This is a genomic window from Collinsella sp. CLA-AA-H167 (genome assembly GCF_040095305.1).
Classification (GTDB): Bacteria; Actinomycetota; Coriobacteriia; order Coriobacteriales; family Coriobacteriaceae; genus Collinsella.
In genome coordinates, this window is sequence record NZ_JBBNGA010000016.1 from 25,891 (window position 1) to 46,268 (window position 20,378).

Below are 20,378 nucleotides of genomic sequence, written 5' to 3' on the forward strand. Positions count from 1 at the left end.
TCTACACCGTCCTGATGCGCGGGTTGATGAGCAGGTAGAGCATGTCAACCACGATGTTGATGATGATGAAGGCAAGAGCAACGACGATAACGACGCCCTGAACCAGGTTCGCCTCGTTGCCCTGAACGCCCTGCAGAATCGCGGTGCCCATGCCGGGGAGGTTGAAGATAACCTCGATGACGACGGCGCCGCCCATGAGGTAACCGATCTTAAGACCGAGGGTGGTGACCGGGGTGATCAGCGCATTGCGAAGAACGTTGATGCCGACGACGACCTTCTCGGGAACGCCGGCGCCGCGAGCCATACGGACATAATCCTTATCGAGCTCCTCGACCATGGCGGTACGCACGATACGAGTCATCTGGCCCGTCAGCGGAAATGCCAAGGCGATAGCGGGCATGATCATACGTCCCAGATAGCCAGCCGGATTCGTGGTGAAGTGAGGCAGAGCACCCGATGCCGGAAGCACCTTAAGGTAGGAAGAGAACAGCAGGATCAACAGAACGGCAAGCCAGAACGACGGGGTTGCCAAGCCGGCGATGGAAAAGACGCGGATCACTTGGTCCGGCCATTTGTCGCGATACAGTGCCGCGATGACGCCGAGTAAAAACGAAACGACCGCACCGATGGCAAGGCCGATGAAGGTCAGCTGCATCGTGACGGGCAGGGCCGTGGAGATGCGCTTGGCAACGGAGTTGCGAGCAGCACCATAGGTGCCCATGTCACCATGGATCAAATCGCCCATATAGCGCACGTAGCGCACAGGCCAGGGGTCGTCCAGACCATACTTCTCATGGTACTCGGCAACCGCCTCGGGCGAGGCACCGTCACCCAACGCCGTGTAGGCGGGGTCGGTCTTGGAGAACGACATAAGGAAGAACACCAGGACGGTGACGCCCAATGCCATGATCGGCAGCGCCACAAGACGCCTTCCAATCAAACGTAGCAAGTTGTTCACGTTCTCTCCCCTTTCTTTTGTCGGTAGGACCAACTGGTATATGAGTACGGATACTCATTACAAGACCCGAGCGACATCGAGGTCGCCCGGGTCTTTGTTTCAACTATGAGGATACGGTCCCAACGACCGACATCCTGCATACAGACTCAAGCGAGTCTTACGCCTTGACGGTCGCAACGCCCCTGAAGGACATGCTCGTCGTGCCGATGCCCTTGAAGCCATCGAGGGCCTCGCCGTTGGGCGCAGTGGACGGATCGTCCCAGGAAGCGGAGACGGTCTTGACGTGGACAACGGGGTACAGAACGGCGTTGTCGGCAATGATGTCGAAGCACTCGTTCCACTTCTTCTGCTGCTCATCGCCCTCGGCGGCAAGAGCCTCGTCCATGAGACCGTGGAGCTTCTGCCACTCAGCGGACTCCTTCCACGGGCAACGGGTCTGCATCCAGACGTTGTCGCCGTACCACCAGTTGAGCAGCAGGTCGGGGTCGGCGCCGAAGCAGGAAGGATCGCCAGGGGCAAGGAGGATATCGTAGGCCTCGCCGCCGTCGATGGCAGCGTAGGTGGCCGGCGAGGTATCGGTCTGGATGGTCACATCGAAGCCGAGAGCGTCGAGGTCATTCTTGACCTGGGCGGCCATGCCCTTAATCTGCTCGTTGTCGGTGGTGCGCAGGGTGATGGCACCCGGGGTGATGCCAGACTCCTCGATGAGCTTCTTAGCCTTCTTGGCGTCGGTCTTGTACACCGTGGAAGCCTCATGATAGTTGGTGAAGCTCTTGGGCAGGTAGCAGCTGGCAGCGGTGGCAAGGCCGGCGAAGGTGTTGCTGACCATCTTCTCGGTGTCGAGCGCATACATGACAGCCTGACGGACCTTGACGTTGTTCCAAGGCTCCTTGGCGACGTTGAACATGATGAAGCGGGTGCCGAAACCCTGAACGTTATCGATCTTGCAGCCGGCGCTCTCGAGCTGGTCGACGGCGTCAGCGGTAACGAGCTCCATAACGAGCGTGGAGCCCTCCTGCTGAGCGGTAACGCGAGCGGTGGGGTCGGTCAGGATGCTGTACTGGATCTTCTTATCCTCGGCAGCATACTCACCGTTGTACTCGGGGTTGGGAACCAGGGTGATCTCGGTATCGGAGATAGAGTCGTACATCCAGGGGCCGGAGCCGATCGGCTGCTTGGCGCGATCCTCCTCGGTCTGGGTGGCCGGGGTAACGCGGACGATGGCCAGACGATCCTTGAGCAGGGAGAAGTTGGGGACCTTGGTCTTGACCGTCACGGTGCTGGCGTCCTTGGCCTCGATGGACTCGAAGGGCTGGAAGAACGGAGCATAGGTAGCGGAAGCGGCGCAAGCGGTGTAGGAGGCAACGACATCGTCAGCGGTGACCTCGGTGCCATCGGAGAACTTGGCGCCCTTGCGGATGGTGACCTCGAAAGTGGTGTCGTCCACAGACTTGGGATCGTCGGTGGCGAGCTCTTTGAAGGTGCTGTAGTCGTGGTAATCGATGCCGTAGAGGCCCTCGACGACGTGCCAGTTAGCACCCAGGCCCACAGCGGAGCCGGTGCTGGCGGGATCGAAGCTGGACGGAGCGTAAGCGGAACCAGCGGTGATCACGCCGCCGCCACGGTTGGCGGAATCGGTGGAACCGGAAGCGGAACCCTCGTCGCTAGAGCTGCCACCGCAGCCGGTGAGACCAAGCCCTGCGACAGCAGCGACGCTGCCGGTGAGGCCGAGGAACGAACGCCTGGACATACCCTTGTTGATGATGGCCATGTCTTCTCCTATCAATAGAGAATCTTACCCGGGAGCGCCTAGACGTGCCCCCGCGCAACTTGCGGACGATATATACCTTACCTACCGACGAACCCAACTGAGGTGCCGCGCTCGGCGACCGATACATACATACGCTTGAACGGTATTTGCTACCGTTCACCGAATTCATTGACAAACGATTCGCCAGACAGTATGTATCGACGAGGTGAGATATCAGTCTTCGTCAACCCGCAGGATAGCAGGGTTGTTCACCATGGCTAGTCAAACGTTTTAGCGTCAATTAAACCCGAAATCGGCTGGTAATCGCCGTGAAATAAATGATTGAAAATCACGCAATCATGTATATCAGTTGTTTAGAGGCGTGTTTAGTTTTCGGATTGCTTTGCCGCCGCCTCGGCGCGCTCGGCATTCCATGCAACGAGCGCCTCGTGAACCGCTTTGGCGACATCGGCAGGAATGCCTCGAACTTCCGCGATCTCTTGCTCGCTCGCCGCGCGCAAACGCTTCATCGAGCCAAAATGGCGCATAAGGGCACGTTTTCTGGTGGGTCCCACGCCTGGAACGTCATCGAGTACCGAAACCGTCATGGCTTTATCGCGCAATTCGCGATGGAACGTGATGGCAAAACGGTGCGATTCATCGCGCACCTGTTTAATTAGATAGAGCGACGCGGACCCGGTCGGCAGCACGACGGGAGTCTCGTCCCAAGGCACGAAAACCTCCTCATCGGCCTTTGCCAAGCCACAAACTGGTATATCGAGCCCAAGAGCCTCAAGTTGCTTGATCGCAGCGGTCAATTGCGGCTTACCGCCATCGACAACGAGCAAATCGGGGCGCGAGCCAAAGCGCTCGTCGGCCATGCGCTCGGGAGCATAACGTCGTCCCAAAACCTCGGACATCGACACGAAGTCGTTTGCCTCGTCCAATTCGGCCTGAATTTTAAAACGACGATACTGACTCTTGTCGGCGCGCCCGTTGGTAAACACCACCATCGAGGCGACCGTAAAGGTGCCATGCAGTGTAGAGATATCGAAGCACTCGATACGCAACGGCGGCGATGGCAGCGCCAACGCACTTTCGAGCTCCAGGAGCGCTTGATTGGTGCGGTCGTCAGCGTACCCCGTTCGCATCATGTAGCGCATGAGGGCATGGCGCGCATTTTTGGATGCCATATCGAGCAGACGGTGCTTTTCGCCACGCTGCGGCCTATGGAGATGGCAGGAACGCTCACGCTTGCCCGCAAGCCACTCCCCCAGCGCTTCCGCATCCTCAAGCTCGACGGAAAGGTTGACCTCAGCTGGAATATCAGCCGTCTCGTCGTAATAGCGCTTAAGAAAGCCCGACTGGAGCTCTTCCTCGTCAACATCAAGACCCTTGTCGAGAATGAACTCGCAGGTGCGAACTGTTCGGCCCTCGCGAACGACGAAGACGCAAGCGGCGGAGATGGTCTCCTCGCGATAGAAACCGATGACATCTATATCGACACTGGAGGGAAAAACGACTTGCTGACGATCGTCCAGACCCCTGATGACCTCCAAACGACGTTTGACGCGTGCCGCGCGCTCAAAGTCGAGCGCCTCAGCGGCATCCGTCATCTCGGAGGTCAGCTCATCGACGACATCCTTGCGATGGCCCGACAAAAAGCGCTCGACACGCTTGACGTTCTTGGCATAGTCTGCCGGGGAAATCACGCCGACACACGCACCCGGGCCGCGCCCGACATGGTAGTCAAAGCAGGGGCGCCCGTTTTGCGCGCAAATCATATTGACGATGTCTTCCTCGCCCTTGTGGGACTCGACGATACGGCGACAACGACGCCACTCCGCACAGGATGCGGAGCAGATGGGGATAACCTTGCGCAGCGTATCTATCGTCTCACGTGCCGCGCGGCTATCGGTATAAGGTCCAAAATAGCGCGTTCCCGGCTTATGACGCTCACGCGTGTATTTGATAGCGGGATACAGGTCGCCCTTTGTAATGGCGATAAAGGGGTAGCTCTTGTCATCCTTGAGGTCGACGTTAAAGTACGGATGGTACTGACCAATCAAATTGCGCTCGAGCACCAACGCCTCGTGCTCGGTCTCCACCACGATATAGTCAAAGCTCGCCACCAGCTGCATCATCAGCGGGATCTTCTGGCGCTCGTCCTGCAGCGTCACGTACTGACGCATACGGGCGCGCAGGTTTTTCGCCTTGCCCACGTAGATGACATCGCCCTTGGCGTCTTTCCAAAGGTAGCAGCCGGGCTGCGTGGGAACGCGCGAAACCTGCTCGGCAAGCGTTGGAATGTTGTCGTGACCGGCCACGCGCACCTACTTGCGACGAATCAGCGCCGAGACCTCGGGCATCTTAAGGACGACGGCAAGGCCAAAGGTAACAGCAAGCGAGACGACACCCGCAACGCAAACGTAGCCAAGAGTAATCAGAATCGAGCCGCCAAGTGCCCCGACAAAGTGCTCAAGCGCCCACATGACGCCGGCGCCTGCGGCAGCACCCAGGCCACCGAGCAAAAGGCCAAAGAAACCGCCATGCAGGATAGATTTAACCTGAAGACCACGCAGACGACGACGCAGCCACCACAGCGAGCAACCGACCAAGATCACGTAGTCGACGACATACGAAAGCGCGATTGCCGGCATACCGAAGCCCAGTACAACGCCAAACAGCAGAACCGAGCCGGCCTGGCCGATGGCGGAATACAGGCAATAGCGGCTATAGGGCTTCATGTCGAGCAAGGCAGAGAAGCTCTTCTGCATCAGCACGACCACGCCGTAGAGCGGCAGCGAGAACGCCAGGTAGACAAGGAACTCGGACACCAGCGCCACGCCGGACTCATCGAACTTGCCAGCGCAGTAGATCATGTTGAGCGGACGCGCGAAGACAATCAGGTACAGCGCGAACGGAACCAGGAAGAACAGCATCTGGGCGACGCCACGCGAAATGCCCGTGCGAACGCTGTCGTAATCCTTCTCCTGTGCGTCGTGAGAGAGCTCGGTATAGAGCGCCGTCGAAAGCGAGGCGGCAATCAGCGCGTAGGGCAGCGTGTACCACAGGCGCGCATAGGCGATGACGGAAGGACCAGTCTCGGGCTGGACCACCAGCGCAGCAGCGTTGGTGATAGAAGTCGAGACAAACATGCACACCGTGGCGAGCAGCGTCGGGATACCGAGCGCAATCGTCTGGCGCAGTGCGGGGTCCTTAAAGTCGATATGGATATGGGGATGCACGCCGTGCTTGCCAAGCGCGGGGATCTGACAAGCCATCTGAACAAAGACACCGAGGGTCGTACCGGCCGCAATCAAGATGATGCCGGCACGTTCGCCAAACTGTGCGGACACGGGCGCAAAGCCCATAAAGCTCGCAATGACGATCACATTGTTGAGGACCGGGGCAAACGTCGACCAGAAGTAGTCGCGGTGTGCGTTGAGAACGCCCGAGAACACCGAGCCCAAACCATAAAACAGAATCTGGATGGCGAAGAAACGGAACATGAACGCAGCGGTATCCATGCTGCCGCCGTCACCCGAAAGGAACGATTGCGTCCAAATAAAGCCCGGAGCGAACACGGTCCCCAGCAACGAAATGCCACCCAGCACCAATAGCAGAATACCGAGCAGGTTGCCCACGTACTCGTTCGAGGCCTCGCGACCCTGCTCACGCCTCACGCCCATGTACACGGGCAAAAACGCCGTCACGAGCATGCCGCCCATCACGAGTTCGTAGAGCATATTGGGCAGGTTGTTGGCGACCTGATAGGAGGACGAGAGCAGCGACATGCCGATAGCGGCCGCCATTGCCCATGTGCGGATAAAGCCGGTGACGCGAGACACGATGGTCAGGATGGTCATAAGCCCGGCGGAACGACCAACCGTGGAGTAGTCCGACGAGCCCATGTCGTCAGTGTCGTCTCGCGACGAAGAAGCTTCGGATGAGAGTGTCTGAGGCGCAGATTCTTTTGCAAAATGAGCTCCGCACTTCAATTCTTCCTGCGGCATCGCTCAGTCCTCTCTCGTAATCGGGGCGACCGTCGCCCCGCAAAATGCAATTAAATCATCGGGTGCAAGCTCAAGCTGATAACCACGCTTGCCTCCCGAAATAAAAATGGTATCCCAAAGGACACATGTCTCATCAATGAGCGTCCGGTAGCGTTTTTTCATACCGACCGGACTGCAGCCGCCGCGAACGTAGCCAGTCGCCGCAAGCAAATCCTTCACATGCATCATGGCCAAGGACTTCTCCCCCGCGGCACGCGCGGCGGACTTTAGATCGAGCTCGTCGGCAACAGGGATGCAGCACACGACGTGGTCGTTGGACGGCGTCACGCAGACCAAGGTCTTAAATCCTTGTCCGGGCTCCTCGCCAAGCTGCTCCGAAATCGCGACCCCCAGGCCCGCCGACTCATCACCATCGTCTTCGTACGTATGTAGAACATAGGAAATGCCGGCGCTTTCCAGCTCGCGCATCGCATTGGTTTTTGGCGTCTTTACAGCCTTTGCCATGGCATATCCTTTCCCTCGCATTCGGACGCAAGGATTAAGTATATGTCCAATTCGGCTGCATACGTCACTTCGACACAGCAAGCGCCATCGAATCACAAGGAGTCGATGGCGCCCATAAACTGAATCGCCTATTTATTGAGCATCAAGTTGAGCCTGACGCTCCCGGTCACGCCTGAGCAACGGCGCCAAAAACTTGCCCGTATAACTCTGCGGACAGTCCGCAACCTGCTCCGGTGTGCCCGAAACCACGACGGTTCCGCCGCCGTTACCGCCCTCGGGGCCCATATCGATCAGGCGGTCGGCAACCTTGATGACATCAAGGTTGTGTTCAATCACCAGCACCGTGTTGCCCGCATCGACCAAGCGCTGCAGCACATCGAGCAGCTGGCGGACGTCCTCAAAATGAAGGCCGGTCGTCGGCTCATCCAAAATATAGAACGTCTTGCCCGTCTGGCGTCGATGAAGCTCCTTGGCGAGCTTCACACGCTGCGCCTCGCCGCCCGAGAGCGTCGTAGCGGGCTGGCCCAGGCTCACGTAGCCCAAGCCTACATCGTACAGCGTCTGGAGCTTGCGCTTAATCTGCGGGATATTCCCAAAGAAGGCCAGTGCCTCGGTGACGCTCATGTCGAGCACGTCCGAGATGGTCTTACCACGGTAGGTGACCTCAAGCGTCTCGCGGTTATAGCGTTTGCCGCCGCAGACCTCACAGGGGACATAGATATCGGGAAGGAAGTGCATCTCGATCTTAATTTGTCCGTCGCCCTTGCATGCTTCGCAGCGACCGCCGCTCACGTTAAAGGAGAAACGTCCCGGCGAGTAGCCGCGCGCCTTCGACTCCGGCGTACTCGCAAACAGCGCGCGAAGATCATCCCACAGGCCAATGTACGTAGCAGGGTTGGAACGCGGCGTGCGGCCAATCGGCGACTGGTCGATATCGATAACCTTATCGATACACTCGATGCCCTCGATTTTCTTATACGGACCCACAGGGCGCGTCGAACGGTGAATGGCATTCGTAAGGGCAGGTGCGATAGTGTCGGTAACCAGGGAGCTCTTACCCGATCCCGACACGCCGGTAACGACCGTAAGCGTACCAAACTCGATCTTGGCGGTAACGTTTTTGAGGTTGTTGGCGCGGGCGCCCGTGATCTTAAGGCAGCCGCGACCGGGCTTGCGGCGCTCATCGGGAACCCGGATCATTCGTTTGCCGGTCAGATAAGCGCCCGTCATCGACTCGGGACACGCCATGATATCGGCAGGCGTTCCCGCCGCGACTACGTGTCCGCCGTTCACGCCCGCGCCGGGGCCCATGTCGATCACATAGTCGGCAGCACGAATCGTATCCTCATCATGCTCGACGACGATGACGGTATTGCCGATATCGCGTAGGCGCTCAAGCGTCTTGATCAGGCGCTCGTTATCGCGCTGATGGAGGCCAATCGATGGCTCGTCCAAAATGTACAGGACACCCATGAGGCCGGCGCCGATCTGCGTTGCCAGGCGAATACGCTGGGCCTCGCCTCCGGAAAGCGTCGCCGAGGCACGATCGAGGGTCAGATAGTCGAGTCCGACATCGACCAGAAAACGCAGGCGCTCCAGGATTTCCTTGACGATGCGTCCGCCGATAAACTGTTGGCGCTCGGTGAGTTCCAGGCCCTCAAAAAACTCGAGCGACTCACGGCACGACAGACAACAAACCTCGTAAATGGACTTGCCGCCCACGGTGACGGCGAGCATCTCGGGGCGCAAACGAGCGCCGTGGCAGCTCGAGCACGGCTCCTCGCGGATGTACTTCTCCAAGCGCGCCTTGGTGTTCTCATTCGTCGTCTCGGTATAGCGCTCGTACAGGATATTGCGCACACCCGAGAACTTGGTGTCCCACTGGCTGCGGCGCCCATCGAGCTTTTGATAGTCGACCGAAATCTTCTGGTCGCCCATGCCGTCTAAAAACGCACGACACACCCGCGGAGGCAGATCCTCCCACGGCGTATCGACGCTCACCTTAAAGTGTTTGCAGACCGCAGCGAAAATCTGCGGATAGTAGTTAGAGTTGCCAAACAGGCTGCCAAAGACCCCGTCGGCGATCGACTTCGAGGGGTCTTCGATTAGGGCCTCGGCATCGACCGTCTTCTTAAAGCCCAGGCCATCGCACTCGGGGCACGCGCCATAGGGCGCGTTGAACGAGAAATCACGCGGCTGCAGGTCATCGATGGAGTGTCCATGCTCCGGGCACGCTAACGCCAGCGAATACTCCAGCAACTCGCCTTCGGTCCCCTCGGGAGCGTCGCGGTCGGGCAGCAAGTATACGTTCACATTGCCGTGCGCCAGCGCAGTCGCCTGTTCAACGGACTCGGCAATACGGCCCAGCGAGTTCTCGCGAATCACGATGCGGTCGACCACGACCTCGATATCGTGCTTGAATTTCTTATCCAAATCGATAGGGTCATCAAGCGAGCGAACCTCGCCGTCGACACGCACGCGGCTAAAGCCCTCGGCGCGAAGGTCCTCAAACAGCTTGGTGTACTCGCCTTTTCGCCCGCGCACCACCGGTGCCAGCACAAACGCGCGGCGGCCCTCCCCCGCCGCCAGGACCTTATCGGCGACCTGGTCGGTCGTCTGGCGCTCAATGACGCGGCCGCATTCGGGACAGTGCGGGGTGCCCACACGGGCGAACAGCAGACGCAGATAGTCATAAATCTCGGTTACGGTGCCAACCGTCGAGCGAGGGTTTTTAGATGTCGTCTTTTGGTCGATCGACACCGCCGGCGAAAGGCCGTCGATTGAATCCAAGTCGGGTTTGTCCATCTGGCCCAAGAACTGGCGCGCATAACTCGAAAGGCTCTCGACGTATCGACGCTGGCCCTCGGCATAGATAGTGTCGAATGCCAGCGAACTCTTGCCCGAGCCAGAAAGACCGGTAATGACCACGAGTTGGTCACGCGGAATGGAAACATCGATATCACGGAGGTTGTGCTCACGAGCGCCGCGAATAACGATAGAGGAATCAGACATGGAAGCTCCTTGCCTCCTATTGCATCGAATCATACTGCCGATGAGTTTAGCGCACTCGACGCGCACAGATGTTCGTAATACAAGATTCGCAGACCTTTAGCTTTGCGTATCGGGCGCTTTGTTTCTCGAAATGCCGTGGAAAGGTTACAGTAATCTAATACTGAACTTAATTTGCTGTACCAGAGGAACGTCCATGACCGAAGATATCCCCCTTGAAATCACTTCGAGCGACATGGCCAATCTGCCCATATTCATCGCCGTCCTTATCGTGGCCGCCGTCGTCGTGCGCGTGTATTTTTCAATCAAACGCAACGAAAAGCCACCCATTGCCCGCGTCTTTTGGTGCGCGACGCTCCTCATCCCGCTCGGCGTGGTAGCTGCATGGATTACGAATCAATCGCTCGTAAATGAGGGCAGCTCCCTATGGGTCCTTTCTTATTCGGCGCTCGGTGCTGCCGCCGTCATGCTTCTTGTCGAGCCCTTGGTTTCGGGACTTATCGACCAAACCGACCTTGCGACGGGAACGGTTGCCTGTATTTGCCGCGACATCCTTGTCATCGCCGCTGTTTCAGCGCTCTCGTTCGTTTCAATCGAAATTGCCTGCAACGAAACGTTCTATCGCATTCCCGCCAACTCATTCGGGTTTTCCGTCGGGTTGCTCGCGACGGTTCTGCTCTCCCTTTATTTGCTGGGACAGCGTCATGGAGGCGTCATGGTCCTCGTGCCCGTCGTCTGTTGCGTCCTTGGCATTGCCGAGCACTTCGTCATAACGTTTAAAGGCGAAGCCATCCTGCCAAGCGATATCTTGGCCCTTGGCACCGCAATGGAAGTGAGCGAGGGATACGAGTTTACCTTTACCGCCGGAATCGTAACCTCTCTCGCCCTGCTGGAGATTTCCCTGGGGCTTCTTTCGCTCATCCGACCGCGAAAGCTCCGTACGCCCACCCATGTCTTCCCCGCTATCGCCGCTAACCTCTGTGCTTTTCTGCTAGTGACCGTTGTGGGGCTCTCAGGCTTTTCCAACATCGACTTGGAGCAGGCGCTGGATTTTGGATTTGACCGTTGGCAGCCCATCACCACGTATGCGTCTCAGGGTTTTATCACTTCGTTCACCGAAATGGTCAACGAGTTGCCCATTGAGAAGCCCGAAGACTATACGCCCGATGAGGCGCAGAGCATCGAGCAGGAGCTCGCCGCCGTCTACGACAGCACATATGGCTCGAGCGAACAGCGCGCGGCGGCCGTTGCCCAGTTCAATGAAATCAAGCCGACGATTGTTGCCATCATGAACGAGAGTTTTAGCGACCTTTCGTGCTTTGAGCAGCTCCAGGCGGCCGGGTACTCCGGCCCCGCATTCTACAACTCGCTTCCCGACACACTTGTTCGCGGCACCATGCTCGCTTCGGTCGCCGGTGGCGGAACGGCGAACTCCGAATTCGAATTTTTGACCGGAGCGACAACGGCCTTTGTCGGATTAGGCAAGATCCCCTATCAGCTGTATCAGATGAATGGCGTAAACAGCCTGGCAAAGGACCTTAAAGAGCTTGGGTATACCACTACCGCTATGCACCCGCAAAACCCCGTCAACTACCATCGAGATAAAATCTATCAGCAGCTGGGCTTTGGAGACTTTCTTTCAATCGGCGATTTCGAAGGTGCGCCCTATTACCATGCCGGCGTATGCGACTACGCCACCTACGACAAGATACTCGACCTGCTTAGAACCGACGAAGCGCCGCAGTTCATCTTTGACGTCACGATGCAAAATCACGGCGGCTACGACTATGGCACCGTTCCCGCCGAAGAGCTGACAAACTATTGGGTCGAGGGAGCCAGCGAAGGCGCCAACAGCGCGCTCAACACCTATCTCACCTGCATCAACGCATCCGACCGGGACCTCGAGTACTTTATCAACGAGCTCCGCAACATCGGCAGACCGGTTGTTCTTGTCTTTTTTGGCGACCATCAGCCGAGCGCCGCAACGACTCTCAACGACGAGCTGTACCCTCAGGAAGATACGGCAAGCCACGCTTTCCGTATCTATCAGTCGACATATCTCGTCTGGGCTAACTATGAGATCGCCGGCAATACCGAGCTCAACGTCTACGACACCGTCGGGGCAAACGAGATTGCAGCCATTACCCTTAATAAGATCGGCGCCCCGCTCACCAATTACCAAAAGGCCCTGCTTGCGACAAGGTCAGATGTGCCCACCATCAATGTCGCCGGCTATCTCGGTGCCGACGGGCTGCGCTACGACTTGGAATCGGAAGACAGCCCCTACGCCTCGACGATCGACAAGCTGCAGCGCATGCAATACCTCGAGTTCGCCAGCAAAGTTCAGTAAGCCCGCCCATTCGCTTGGGCCCATCGTATTGCAAGCACGCTCGGCCCAAACGCATCGCAAATGACTCCCGCTCGCAAACGAGGGTACAATGACGCTCGTGTCACATCGCGGGGCCCCGGCCCCAGCATATACAAAGGAGTCATACATGGGTTGCGAACACGCACAGGCCGCCGGCGGACAAACGTCGCCGTCGCAATTTGAGGAGAACACGCTGTCCGAGGTCAAGCGCGTCATCGCCGTGCTTTCCGGCAAGGGCGGTGTCGGCAAGTCATTTGTCACCGGTGCCATCGCCACCGAGCTTGCCCGTCACGGCCACAAGGTCGGCGTCCTCGATGCCGACATCACCGGTCCCTCTATCCCCAAGATGTTCGGTATGAGTGGACGCCACGTCCATGCCCTTGGCAACCTTATGCTGCCCGAAATCTCCGAGCACGGCGTCAAGGTCATGAGCTCCAACCTGCTGCTCCAAAACGAGACCGACCCCGTCCTTTGGCGCGGTCCGGTCATCGCAGGCGCCATTAGGCAGTTCTGGAGCGAGACCTCGTGGGGCCCCATCGACTACCTGCTGGTCGACATGCCTCCGGGAACAGGCGACGTCGCGCTCACCGTCTTCCAGTCGCTGCCCGTCGACGGCATCGTCATCGTCACGAGCCCGCAGGATCTGGTCTCGATGATCGTCGCCAAGGCGGTCAACATGGCCGAGAAGATGAACGTCCCCATTCTGGGCATTGTCGAGAACATGAGCTATATTGAGTGCCCCGACTGCGGCAAGAAGATCGAGGTCTTTGGCAAGAGCAAGCTCCCCGAGGTCGCAGAGCGCTATAACCTCGACATCTTGGGGCAGCTTCCCATTAATCCGGCACTCGCCGAGGCCTGCGATAAGGGCGAGGTCGAGACCGCGCTGCCCGATGGCATGTTGCCCAAGGCAGTCTCTGCCGTCGAGGCTATTACCCCGCACGAGACCGACGAGGCCTAAGTGAACGCGAGCGCCTTCTATGACGTCCTGGTAATCGGCGGCGGGGCTTCAGGCCTCGCCGCCGCCATTACGGCCGCACGCGTTGGCAAAAGCGTCTGCATCGTTGAGCGCGATGTCGCCTGCGGCCTTAAGCTCCTTGCGACCGGTAACGGCCGCTGCAACCTCTCCAACGAATCGATCGATCCTCAGCGGTATAACCACCCAGCATTCGTCACATCCGTCATGGGCCCCCAGCCCGAACAAGAGCTTATGGGTTTCTTCTCCTCGCTGGGTATCATGACAACCTCCGAGGAAGGCCGGCTGTACCCGCGCTCCCTTCGCGCCGAATCGGTGCGCGACGCGCTTCTCAACGTTTGCGACCGCCTAGGTATCACCTTAATCTGCGGAGCCTACGTTGCCTCGGCGCACAAAGCTTCCGAAGGCTGGGCACTCCAAATAGACCGTCCAGCGCGGGCGCTCAAGGCAAAAAAGCACGACGACCGAAAATCGGAGCTCCGCTCGCTTCGGAAAGCGCTCGCTGATGTCCCTCGCAAGAACGTGGCCCTGCAGGCACATGCCGTAATTATCGCCACGGGCGGCAACCCCACCGGTATCGCCGATACGTTTCGCCTCCCCCTCACTTCGCTGCGCCCCATCCTCTGCCCCGTATCGGCAACGGTCTTTGGCGATCGGGCGGCGCTCAAGACGTTGGATGGCCTGCGCGTCCGCGCCCGCTTGACGCTCGCCCGCAATCATAATGAGCTCTGGCACGAAGACGGTGAAGTGCTGTTTCGAACCTTCGGTATCTCGGGCGTCGCTGTCTTCAACCTCTCTCGTCGTATCCAGCACGGCGATACGATCCTGCTCGACGTTTTCCCCGACCTCTCCAAAGACGAGTTGCTCGATACGCTCAACCGGCGCGTTGAGCTGCTCGGCGGCTTTTCGCCCCGCGATCCCCGTTGGCTCGACGGCATGCTCGCCCCGCAACTCTCCCGCGTCGTCTGCACAGCGTTCGAGCAGTGCCATCCAGGCTCCAACGATGTCATCCACCTGGTCTCGATCCTCAAGCACTTTAAGTTGCTCGTCAAGGGAACAGCCGAGGAGCGCTCAGCGCAGGTCACGCGTGGTGGCGTATCTGTCGAGAGCATCTCAACACCCAGCCTACGCGCGCGCAGCGTTGTCGACGCCCCGCTTTACGTCTGCGGTGAAGCGCTCGACATCGACGCCGATTGCGGAGGCTTTAACCTTGCGTGGGCCTGGATCTCGGGCATTCGCGCTGCAAGCAGCCTGTAGCCGCGCAGTCTATAATCAAAAACGCATTCGGGCCGTCTGGGATACCGGACGGCCTCTTTCTTGCCTCTAAGGAGACCTCGATGATCGAAATCACCCAAGTCAACGCGTCGCTCGATGAAGCCGACGATGAAAATGCCTGTCTCATTGTTGGCAAGCGAGTCGCCAAGCGCGTCCTACGTTGCAAGGACTCCGAGATCAAGTCCATCGAGCTCCACCGCAAGTCAATCGACGCTCGCAAAAAACGAGACGTCCATTTTATCCTGAGCTTTCGTGTTGAGCTGACTAGTCCCCACCTCGAGCGAGAAGCGGTCGACAGCGTTGCCGAGCGTGACCGCTCGCGCGTACGCGCGATAGAAGACGATGAGCCTTCATTCCCCTCCCCCGCCTCCGACGTACCTCAAGAACGCCCTGTCGTTGTCGGCGCCGGATGCGCCGGCCTTTTCGCTGCGCTTACGCTCGCCGAAGCAGGTCTTAAGCCCTTGCTCATCGAGCGCGGCGACCCGGCATTTCGCCGCTCGCAGGCGATCGACCTCTTTCTAAAGGAGCGCATCCTCGACCCCGAGAGCAATATCCAGTTTGGCCTGGGCGGCGCGGGGACCTTCTCGGACGGCAAGCTCAATACGGGAACCAAAAATCCCGCCCATCGCCTTATCCTCGAAACCTTCGTCGAGGCGGGTGCGCCCCGCGATATTCTGTGGGATGCCAAGCCGCACATTGGCTCCGACATCCTTCCCACGGTCGTCACCGCTATATCCCAGCGCATCGAGCAGCTCGGAGGTGTCGTCCGTTATCGAACGAAGCTCGTCGACATTCGCATCGACGCGTCTGGCGCCATCACCGGTATTGATGTCCAATCGTCCCAAGACACCGCTTGCGAGCCAATCGAGACAAAGCACCTCATCCTCGCCTGCGGGCATTCTGCTCGCGATATTTTTGAGCTCCTTAAGGACCACAACGTGGTCCTCGCACAAAAGACCTTTGCCATGGGCGTTCGCATCGAGCATCCGCAGCGCGACATCGACCGAGCCCAATTCGGAGCCTCGGCGGGACATCCTGCCCTCGGAGCAGCCCCCTACAAGCTCGTCGCCCATCTTCCCAACGGCCGCAGCGTGTTCTCGTTTTGCATGTGTCCCGGCGGGCAGGTTGTCGCCGCCTCTTCCGAGCAGGGCCACTTGTGCGTCAACGGCGCCAGTCTCAATGCCCGCGACGGACGCAACGCAAATGCCGCCCTGCTCGTTAACGTCACGCCTGAGGACCTTCCCAACGATGACCCACTCGCCGGCATCGAGCTCCAGCGCGCCTGCGAGGCGGCCGCCTACCGCCTGGGCGGTTCCAACTGGAACGCACCGGCACAGCTCGTCGGAGATTTCCTCGCAGGACGCGCCAGCAAGGCGCCCGGAAAGGTAAAGCCCACCTATCCGCTCGGTGTGACCTGGACGGCAATTGACGAAGCCCTGCCGCAGCATATCGTCGAGTCGCTCCGCCTGGGACTTCCCCTACTTGGAAAAAAGCTACGAGGCTACGACCGCTCCGATGCTGTCCTTACCGGCGTGGAGACTCGCTCGAGCTCACCGGTCACCGTCACCCGAGACCGAACATGCCATGCCGTGTCGACCCCGGGCCTCTACCCTTGCGGTGAGGGAGCTGGATATGCCGGCGGCATCATGAGCGCCGCCACCGACGGCATCCGTTGTGCCGAAGCCCTGATCGCAGACCTCTAACGCACGAATTCCAGCGCGCAAAAGACGCATGCCCCGAGCTCCGCAGGGAACTCGGGGCATGTTCGCTATTTCTTAAACCGTGCACCCTGGCGTTTTCTGCCCGATGCGAACGTGGAACCCTTGCGAGCCTGCGAACGTAAGCGCTCGATCGTCTCGTCCTCAGACGCACCCTCGAGCATCGCCCGAATCTGAACGACGGCATCGCGCAGGCGCGCCGCCTCCTCAAAGTCCATGGCGGCAGAAGCGTTACGCATATCCTCTTCCATGGTTTCGACGATCCGCACGAGCTCGTCATGCGGCAGTTCTTCCAACTGCTCCGCAAGTGTCTGCTCGGGCGCCACCGTTTCCGGCACGCCACCCTCGCCCGACTCATCGGGCGTATAGAATGCGCCATGGCCAAGAGAGTCGCCCTTCGAGCGTCCCTTGGAACCCACGGTTTTTTCGGCCTCGGCAATAAAACTTGAGATGTCGTTGATGGCCTTGCGCACCGTCTTGGGCACAATGCCATGCTCTTCGTTATATGCCATCTGAATCTCGCGACGGCGCTGCGTCTCCTCGATGGCCTCTTTCATCGAATCGGTCACAACGTCAGCATACATGATGACTTCGCCATCGGCGTTACGGGCCGCGCGGCCAATCGTCTGAATCAGCGAACGGCGGTTGCGCAAGAAGCCTTCCTTATCGGCATCGAGAATTGCCACCAGTGAGACCTCGGGAAGATCCAAGCCCTCGCGAAGCAGGTTGATGCCAACGAGAACATCGATCTTGCCCTCGCGCAGCGTTCGCAGGATCTCGACACGGTCCATTGTCGCCGTATCAGAATGCATGTAATTGACCTTAATGCCCGCATCAAGCAGATGGTCGGTCAGGTCCTCGGCCATGCGCTTGGTCAACGTGGTCACCAGCACGCGCTCCTTGCGGGCAACGCGCTCGCGAATCTCGTCCTCAAGATCGTCAATCTGACCGCGAACCGGACGCACATCGATCTTGGGATCGAGCAGGCCGGTCGGACGAATAATCTGCTCAACATCGTTCTGGCTCACCCGCAGCTCGTAGTCGCCCGGCGTGGCCGAAACGTAGATGAACTGGGGGATCCTTGCCTCAAACTCATCGAAACGAAGCGGGCGGTTATCGAGTGCCGAAGGAAGGCGAAAACCGTGTTCCACCAGCGTCACCTTACGCGAGCGGTCACCTTCGTGCATGCCGCGAATCTGCGGCACCGTCACATGGCTCTCATCGATGATGCAGAGCATGTCCTTAGGGAAGTAATCGATCAGGGTAAACGGCGGCTCGCCCGGTTTTCGACCGTCCAGATGACGCGAGTAGTTCTCGATACCGTTACAAAAACCCATGGTCTCGAGCATCTCGAGATCATAGTCGGTGCGCTGCTGCAGACGCTGTGCCTCGAGCAACTTGTCGGTCGCCTTGAGCTCGGCCACACGCTTCTCGCACTCTTCACTGATTGATTTCAGAGACGCCTTGACCTTCGGCTTCTCGGTCACGTAGTGCGATGCCGGCCATACGGGGATGGCCTCGTACTCACGAAGCATCTCACCGGTAAACTCATCGATCTCGGCAATAAGCTCAACCTCGTCGCCAAAGAACTCAAACCGCAACGGATGCTCGGCATAAGGCGGATACACGTCGACAACATCGCCGCGCACGCGGAACGTGCCGCGCGCTAGGTCATAGTCATTGCGATCATATTGAATGTCGATAAGTGCATGGATAAAGTCATCGCGCTCGAGCGGCACCTTCTTGTCGACGTTTGGAGCCAGACCCGCATAGTCCTCAGGAGAGCCAATGCCATAGATACACGAGACCGATGCGACAACGATCACATCGCGTCGAGAGAGCAGTGACGCGGTCGCCTGATGGCGCAGCATCTCGACCTCTTCGTTAATCGAGGAGTCTTTCTCGATATATGTATCGCTTTGCGGCACATACGCCTCGGGCTGATAGTAGTCGTAGTACGAGACAAAGTAGACCACAGCGTTGTTGGGAAAGAACTCTTTGAGCTCGCTCGCAAGCTGAGCGGCGAGCGTTTTATTGGGAGCCATGACCAGCGTCGGCTTCCCCAGGGCCTCAATAGTCTTAGCCATCGTGAAGGTCTTGCCCGAACCAGTCACGCCCAGCAAAACCTGATAGCGATCTCCGTCCCTCACACCCTGCACAAGCGACTCAATGGCCTTAGGCTGAGAACCTGCAGGCTCATAGGGAGACACGACCTCAAACGGCACCTCAGAGCCCTCAACGCCAAAACGTTTGAGCTCTCCTCCAACACGCTCAACTTCAAATTCCGCCATGGATACTCCTAACTCATATATCTGCAGTATACGCAGGCGGCAGGCATAGTCCTATACGAACCGATCGGGATAGAGGGTCTTGTAGCGAACCCAGGCATTATTGACACGAATCAGATACGCCTGCGTCTCGGGAAAGGTGATTGCATTATGAAGCGACGTGCTCTGCTGCGCCCATCCGTCGACATTGCCCATGCCGGCGTTATAGGCGGCAATGGCGCTGTCAGTCGACCCGTTAAAATACGTTAGAAGATACGAAAGATACGCACAGCCAAACTCGATGTTCGTAGCGGGATCGTTAAGGTTGTCGGCGGAATACTCGCTACCATCGACAAGACCCTTGGCAATCATATCCTGGGCAGTCTCGGGCATCAGCTGCATCAATCCCCGAGCGCCTTGATTCGACTCAGCCTCGGGATCCCAATTCGATTCCGACTTTATGACAGCACACACCAGATATGGATCAAGATTGTGCGAAATGCTCGATTGCTTTACATACGCCTCGTAGTCAATTGGATACAAAGGCTTAAAGAAGGCGGCAGGAGCATACGAGTAGACGAGCGAAATAAAGCCGAAGACGAGCACAACGGCAAGTGGCGCAACGCGATACCACGTAAAGAAACGTGTCTTAGGCATCGGCCTCCTCCTTATCCGTTACATCCCCGAAGCCATGGCGCACAAGCCATGCGTCCAGTTGTTCAAAGAGCGAATTATCGCCTCCCGCATTATCGATTACCGTCGTAGCGAGATTGCAAAGCGAAGCCTCATCAGGTTGGCATGCAGAGCGAGCATCAAAATCAGAGGACTCCATACCACGATGAATGGCACGCTCGCGACGAACTGCCAAAGGAGCACTGATAACCAGAATTTCATCAGCCAGGCCAAAAGCATCCTCAAAACCAGTCGGGGCAGAAACCTCGACAACCGCAAAGGGATAACGGGGGGACGAAACCGTACAACAAACCGGATCGAGAATCCTAAGCGAAAGCTGTTCAATGAGAACGGGGTGCACAAGGCCATTGAGCCGTGCGACCGAATCAGGAGAAGCGAAAGCTCGAGAAGCGAGGATGCTGCGGCGAATGCCGCCCTCCTCATCCAAAATATCCCAGCCAAATTCTTCCGCGAGGGCATTGACGATATCGGAGCCTGGCACATACAGCGATTTGGCAAGCTCGTCCAGATCGATAAGCATGGCGCCATGAGATTCGAGATAGCGGCAGGCAGTCGACTTACCCGAAGCAATATTGCCCAAGACAAAAACGGTAAACATCAAGTCCTCCCTAACGCCAATGGGAGTTATTATCGCGCAAATACAAAAGAAGGACTCAAAATACAGCCAAACAGTAAGACAAGCTAAAAGAAGGCGAGTTCTTGTATTACAGCTCTTTATAAAACGCAAAAAAGGGGGAGGCCGCGAGGCCTCCCCCTTCTTCAAGTCATCCGACGGCTCGGTGCCGTCCACCGGTCAGCGGCGCCCTGGCCTCCCACGGGCTGGCCCCGCAGTACTCTCGGCGCGATG

General features: G+C 58.3%; 13 protein-coding genes. 4 read left to right on the forward strand and 9 right to left on the reverse strand.

The window, feature by feature from the left end:
- Position 1: 1 nt before the first annotated feature.
- The 6 genes from AAAT03_RS09215 to uvrA form a co-directional block, all read right to left on the reverse strand.
- Complete coding sequence (locus AAAT03_RS09215) at positions 2–958, reverse strand: ABC transporter permease (protein WP_055251823.1); 957 nt, start codon at positions 956–958, stop codon at positions 2–4.
- 157 nt (positions 959–1,115) lie between these two features.
- Positions 1,116–2,729: an ABC transporter substrate-binding protein gene (locus tag AAAT03_RS09220; RefSeq protein WP_117655648.1), complete on the reverse strand. Its 1,614-nt coding sequence runs from the start codon at positions 2,727–2,729 to the stop codon at positions 1,116–1,118.
- Between the two features lie 365 nt (positions 2,730–3,094).
- A complete protein-coding gene (gene uvrC / locus AAAT03_RS09225; protein WP_311774759.1) occupies positions 3,095–5,035 on the reverse strand; it encodes an excinuclease ABC subunit UvrC in 1,941 nt (646 codons plus the stop codon).
- Between the two features lie 6 nt (positions 5,036–5,041).
- Positions 5,042–6,724 (reverse strand): murein biosynthesis integral membrane protein MurJ, encoded by a 1,683-nt coding sequence (gene murJ / locus AAAT03_RS09230; RefSeq protein ID WP_349103178.1) that lies wholly within the window; start codon positions 6,722–6,724, stop codon positions 5,042–5,044.
- A 3-nt stretch (positions 6,725–6,727) separates the two neighbouring features.
- The gene (gene ybaK, locus AAAT03_RS09235; RefSeq protein ID WP_089573609.1) at positions 6,728–7,228 is read right to left on the reverse strand and encodes a Cys-tRNA(Pro) deacylase; all 501 of its coding nucleotides are present in this window, start codon (positions 7,226–7,228) and stop codon (positions 6,728–6,730) included.
- 132 nt (positions 7,229–7,360) lie between these two features.
- A complete protein-coding gene (uvrA, locus tag AAAT03_RS09240) occupies positions 7,361–10,240 on the reverse strand; it encodes an excinuclease ABC subunit UvrA (RefSeq protein WP_117635941.1) in 2,880 nt (959 codons plus the stop codon).
- Between the two features lie 193 nt (positions 10,241–10,433).
- Between uvrA and AAAT03_RS09245 the strand changes: the two genes are divergently transcribed.
- The 4 genes from AAAT03_RS09245 to AAAT03_RS09260 all read left to right on the forward strand — a co-directional run bounded on the left by AAAT03_RS09245 (position 10,434) and on the right by AAAT03_RS09260 (position 16,556).
- The gene (locus tag AAAT03_RS09245) at positions 10,434–12,587 is read left to right on the forward strand and encodes an LTA synthase family protein (RefSeq protein WP_158555245.1); all 2,154 of its coding nucleotides are present in this window, start codon (positions 10,434–10,436) and stop codon (positions 12,585–12,587) included.
- 145 nt (positions 12,588–12,732) lie between these two features.
- The gene (locus tag AAAT03_RS09250) at positions 12,733–13,563 is read left to right on the forward strand and encodes an Mrp/NBP35 family ATP-binding protein (RefSeq protein WP_022094864.1); all 831 of its coding nucleotides are present in this window, start codon (positions 12,733–12,735) and stop codon (positions 13,561–13,563) included.
- The gene (locus AAAT03_RS09255) at positions 13,564–14,835 is read left to right on the forward strand and encodes an NAD(P)/FAD-dependent oxidoreductase (RefSeq protein ID WP_117564881.1); all 1,272 of its coding nucleotides are present in this window, start codon (positions 13,564–13,566) and stop codon (positions 14,833–14,835) included.
- 80 nt (positions 14,836–14,915) lie between these two features.
- Positions 14,916–16,556, forward strand: a complete 1,641-nt coding sequence (locus tag AAAT03_RS09260; protein ID WP_117655644.1) for an FAD-dependent protein — start codon at positions 14,916–14,918, stop codon at positions 16,554–16,556.
- A 65-nt stretch (positions 16,557–16,621) separates the two neighbouring features.
- Here the strand turns inward: AAAT03_RS09260 and uvrB are convergent, their stop codons facing one another.
- The 3 genes from uvrB to coaE are packed head-to-tail and all read right to left on the reverse strand — an operon-like array spanning position 16,622 to position 20,129.
- A complete protein-coding gene (uvrB, locus tag AAAT03_RS09265; RefSeq protein WP_349103179.1) occupies positions 16,622–18,862 on the reverse strand; it encodes an excinuclease ABC subunit UvrB in 2,241 nt (746 codons plus the stop codon).
- Positions 18,863–18,913: 51 nt separating this feature from the next.
- Entirely contained in the window at positions 18,914–19,495 is a 582-nt protein-coding gene (locus AAAT03_RS09270; RefSeq protein WP_089573603.1) for a lytic transglycosylase domain-containing protein, read from the reverse strand.
- The gene (coaE, locus tag AAAT03_RS09275; protein WP_117564883.1) at positions 19,488–20,129 is read right to left on the reverse strand and encodes a dephospho-CoA kinase; all 642 of its coding nucleotides are present in this window, start codon (positions 20,127–20,129) and stop codon (positions 19,488–19,490) included. The genes AAAT03_RS09270 and coaE overlap by 8 nt, the downstream gene beginning before the upstream one ends.
- Positions 20,130–20,378: the final 249 nt, after the last annotated feature.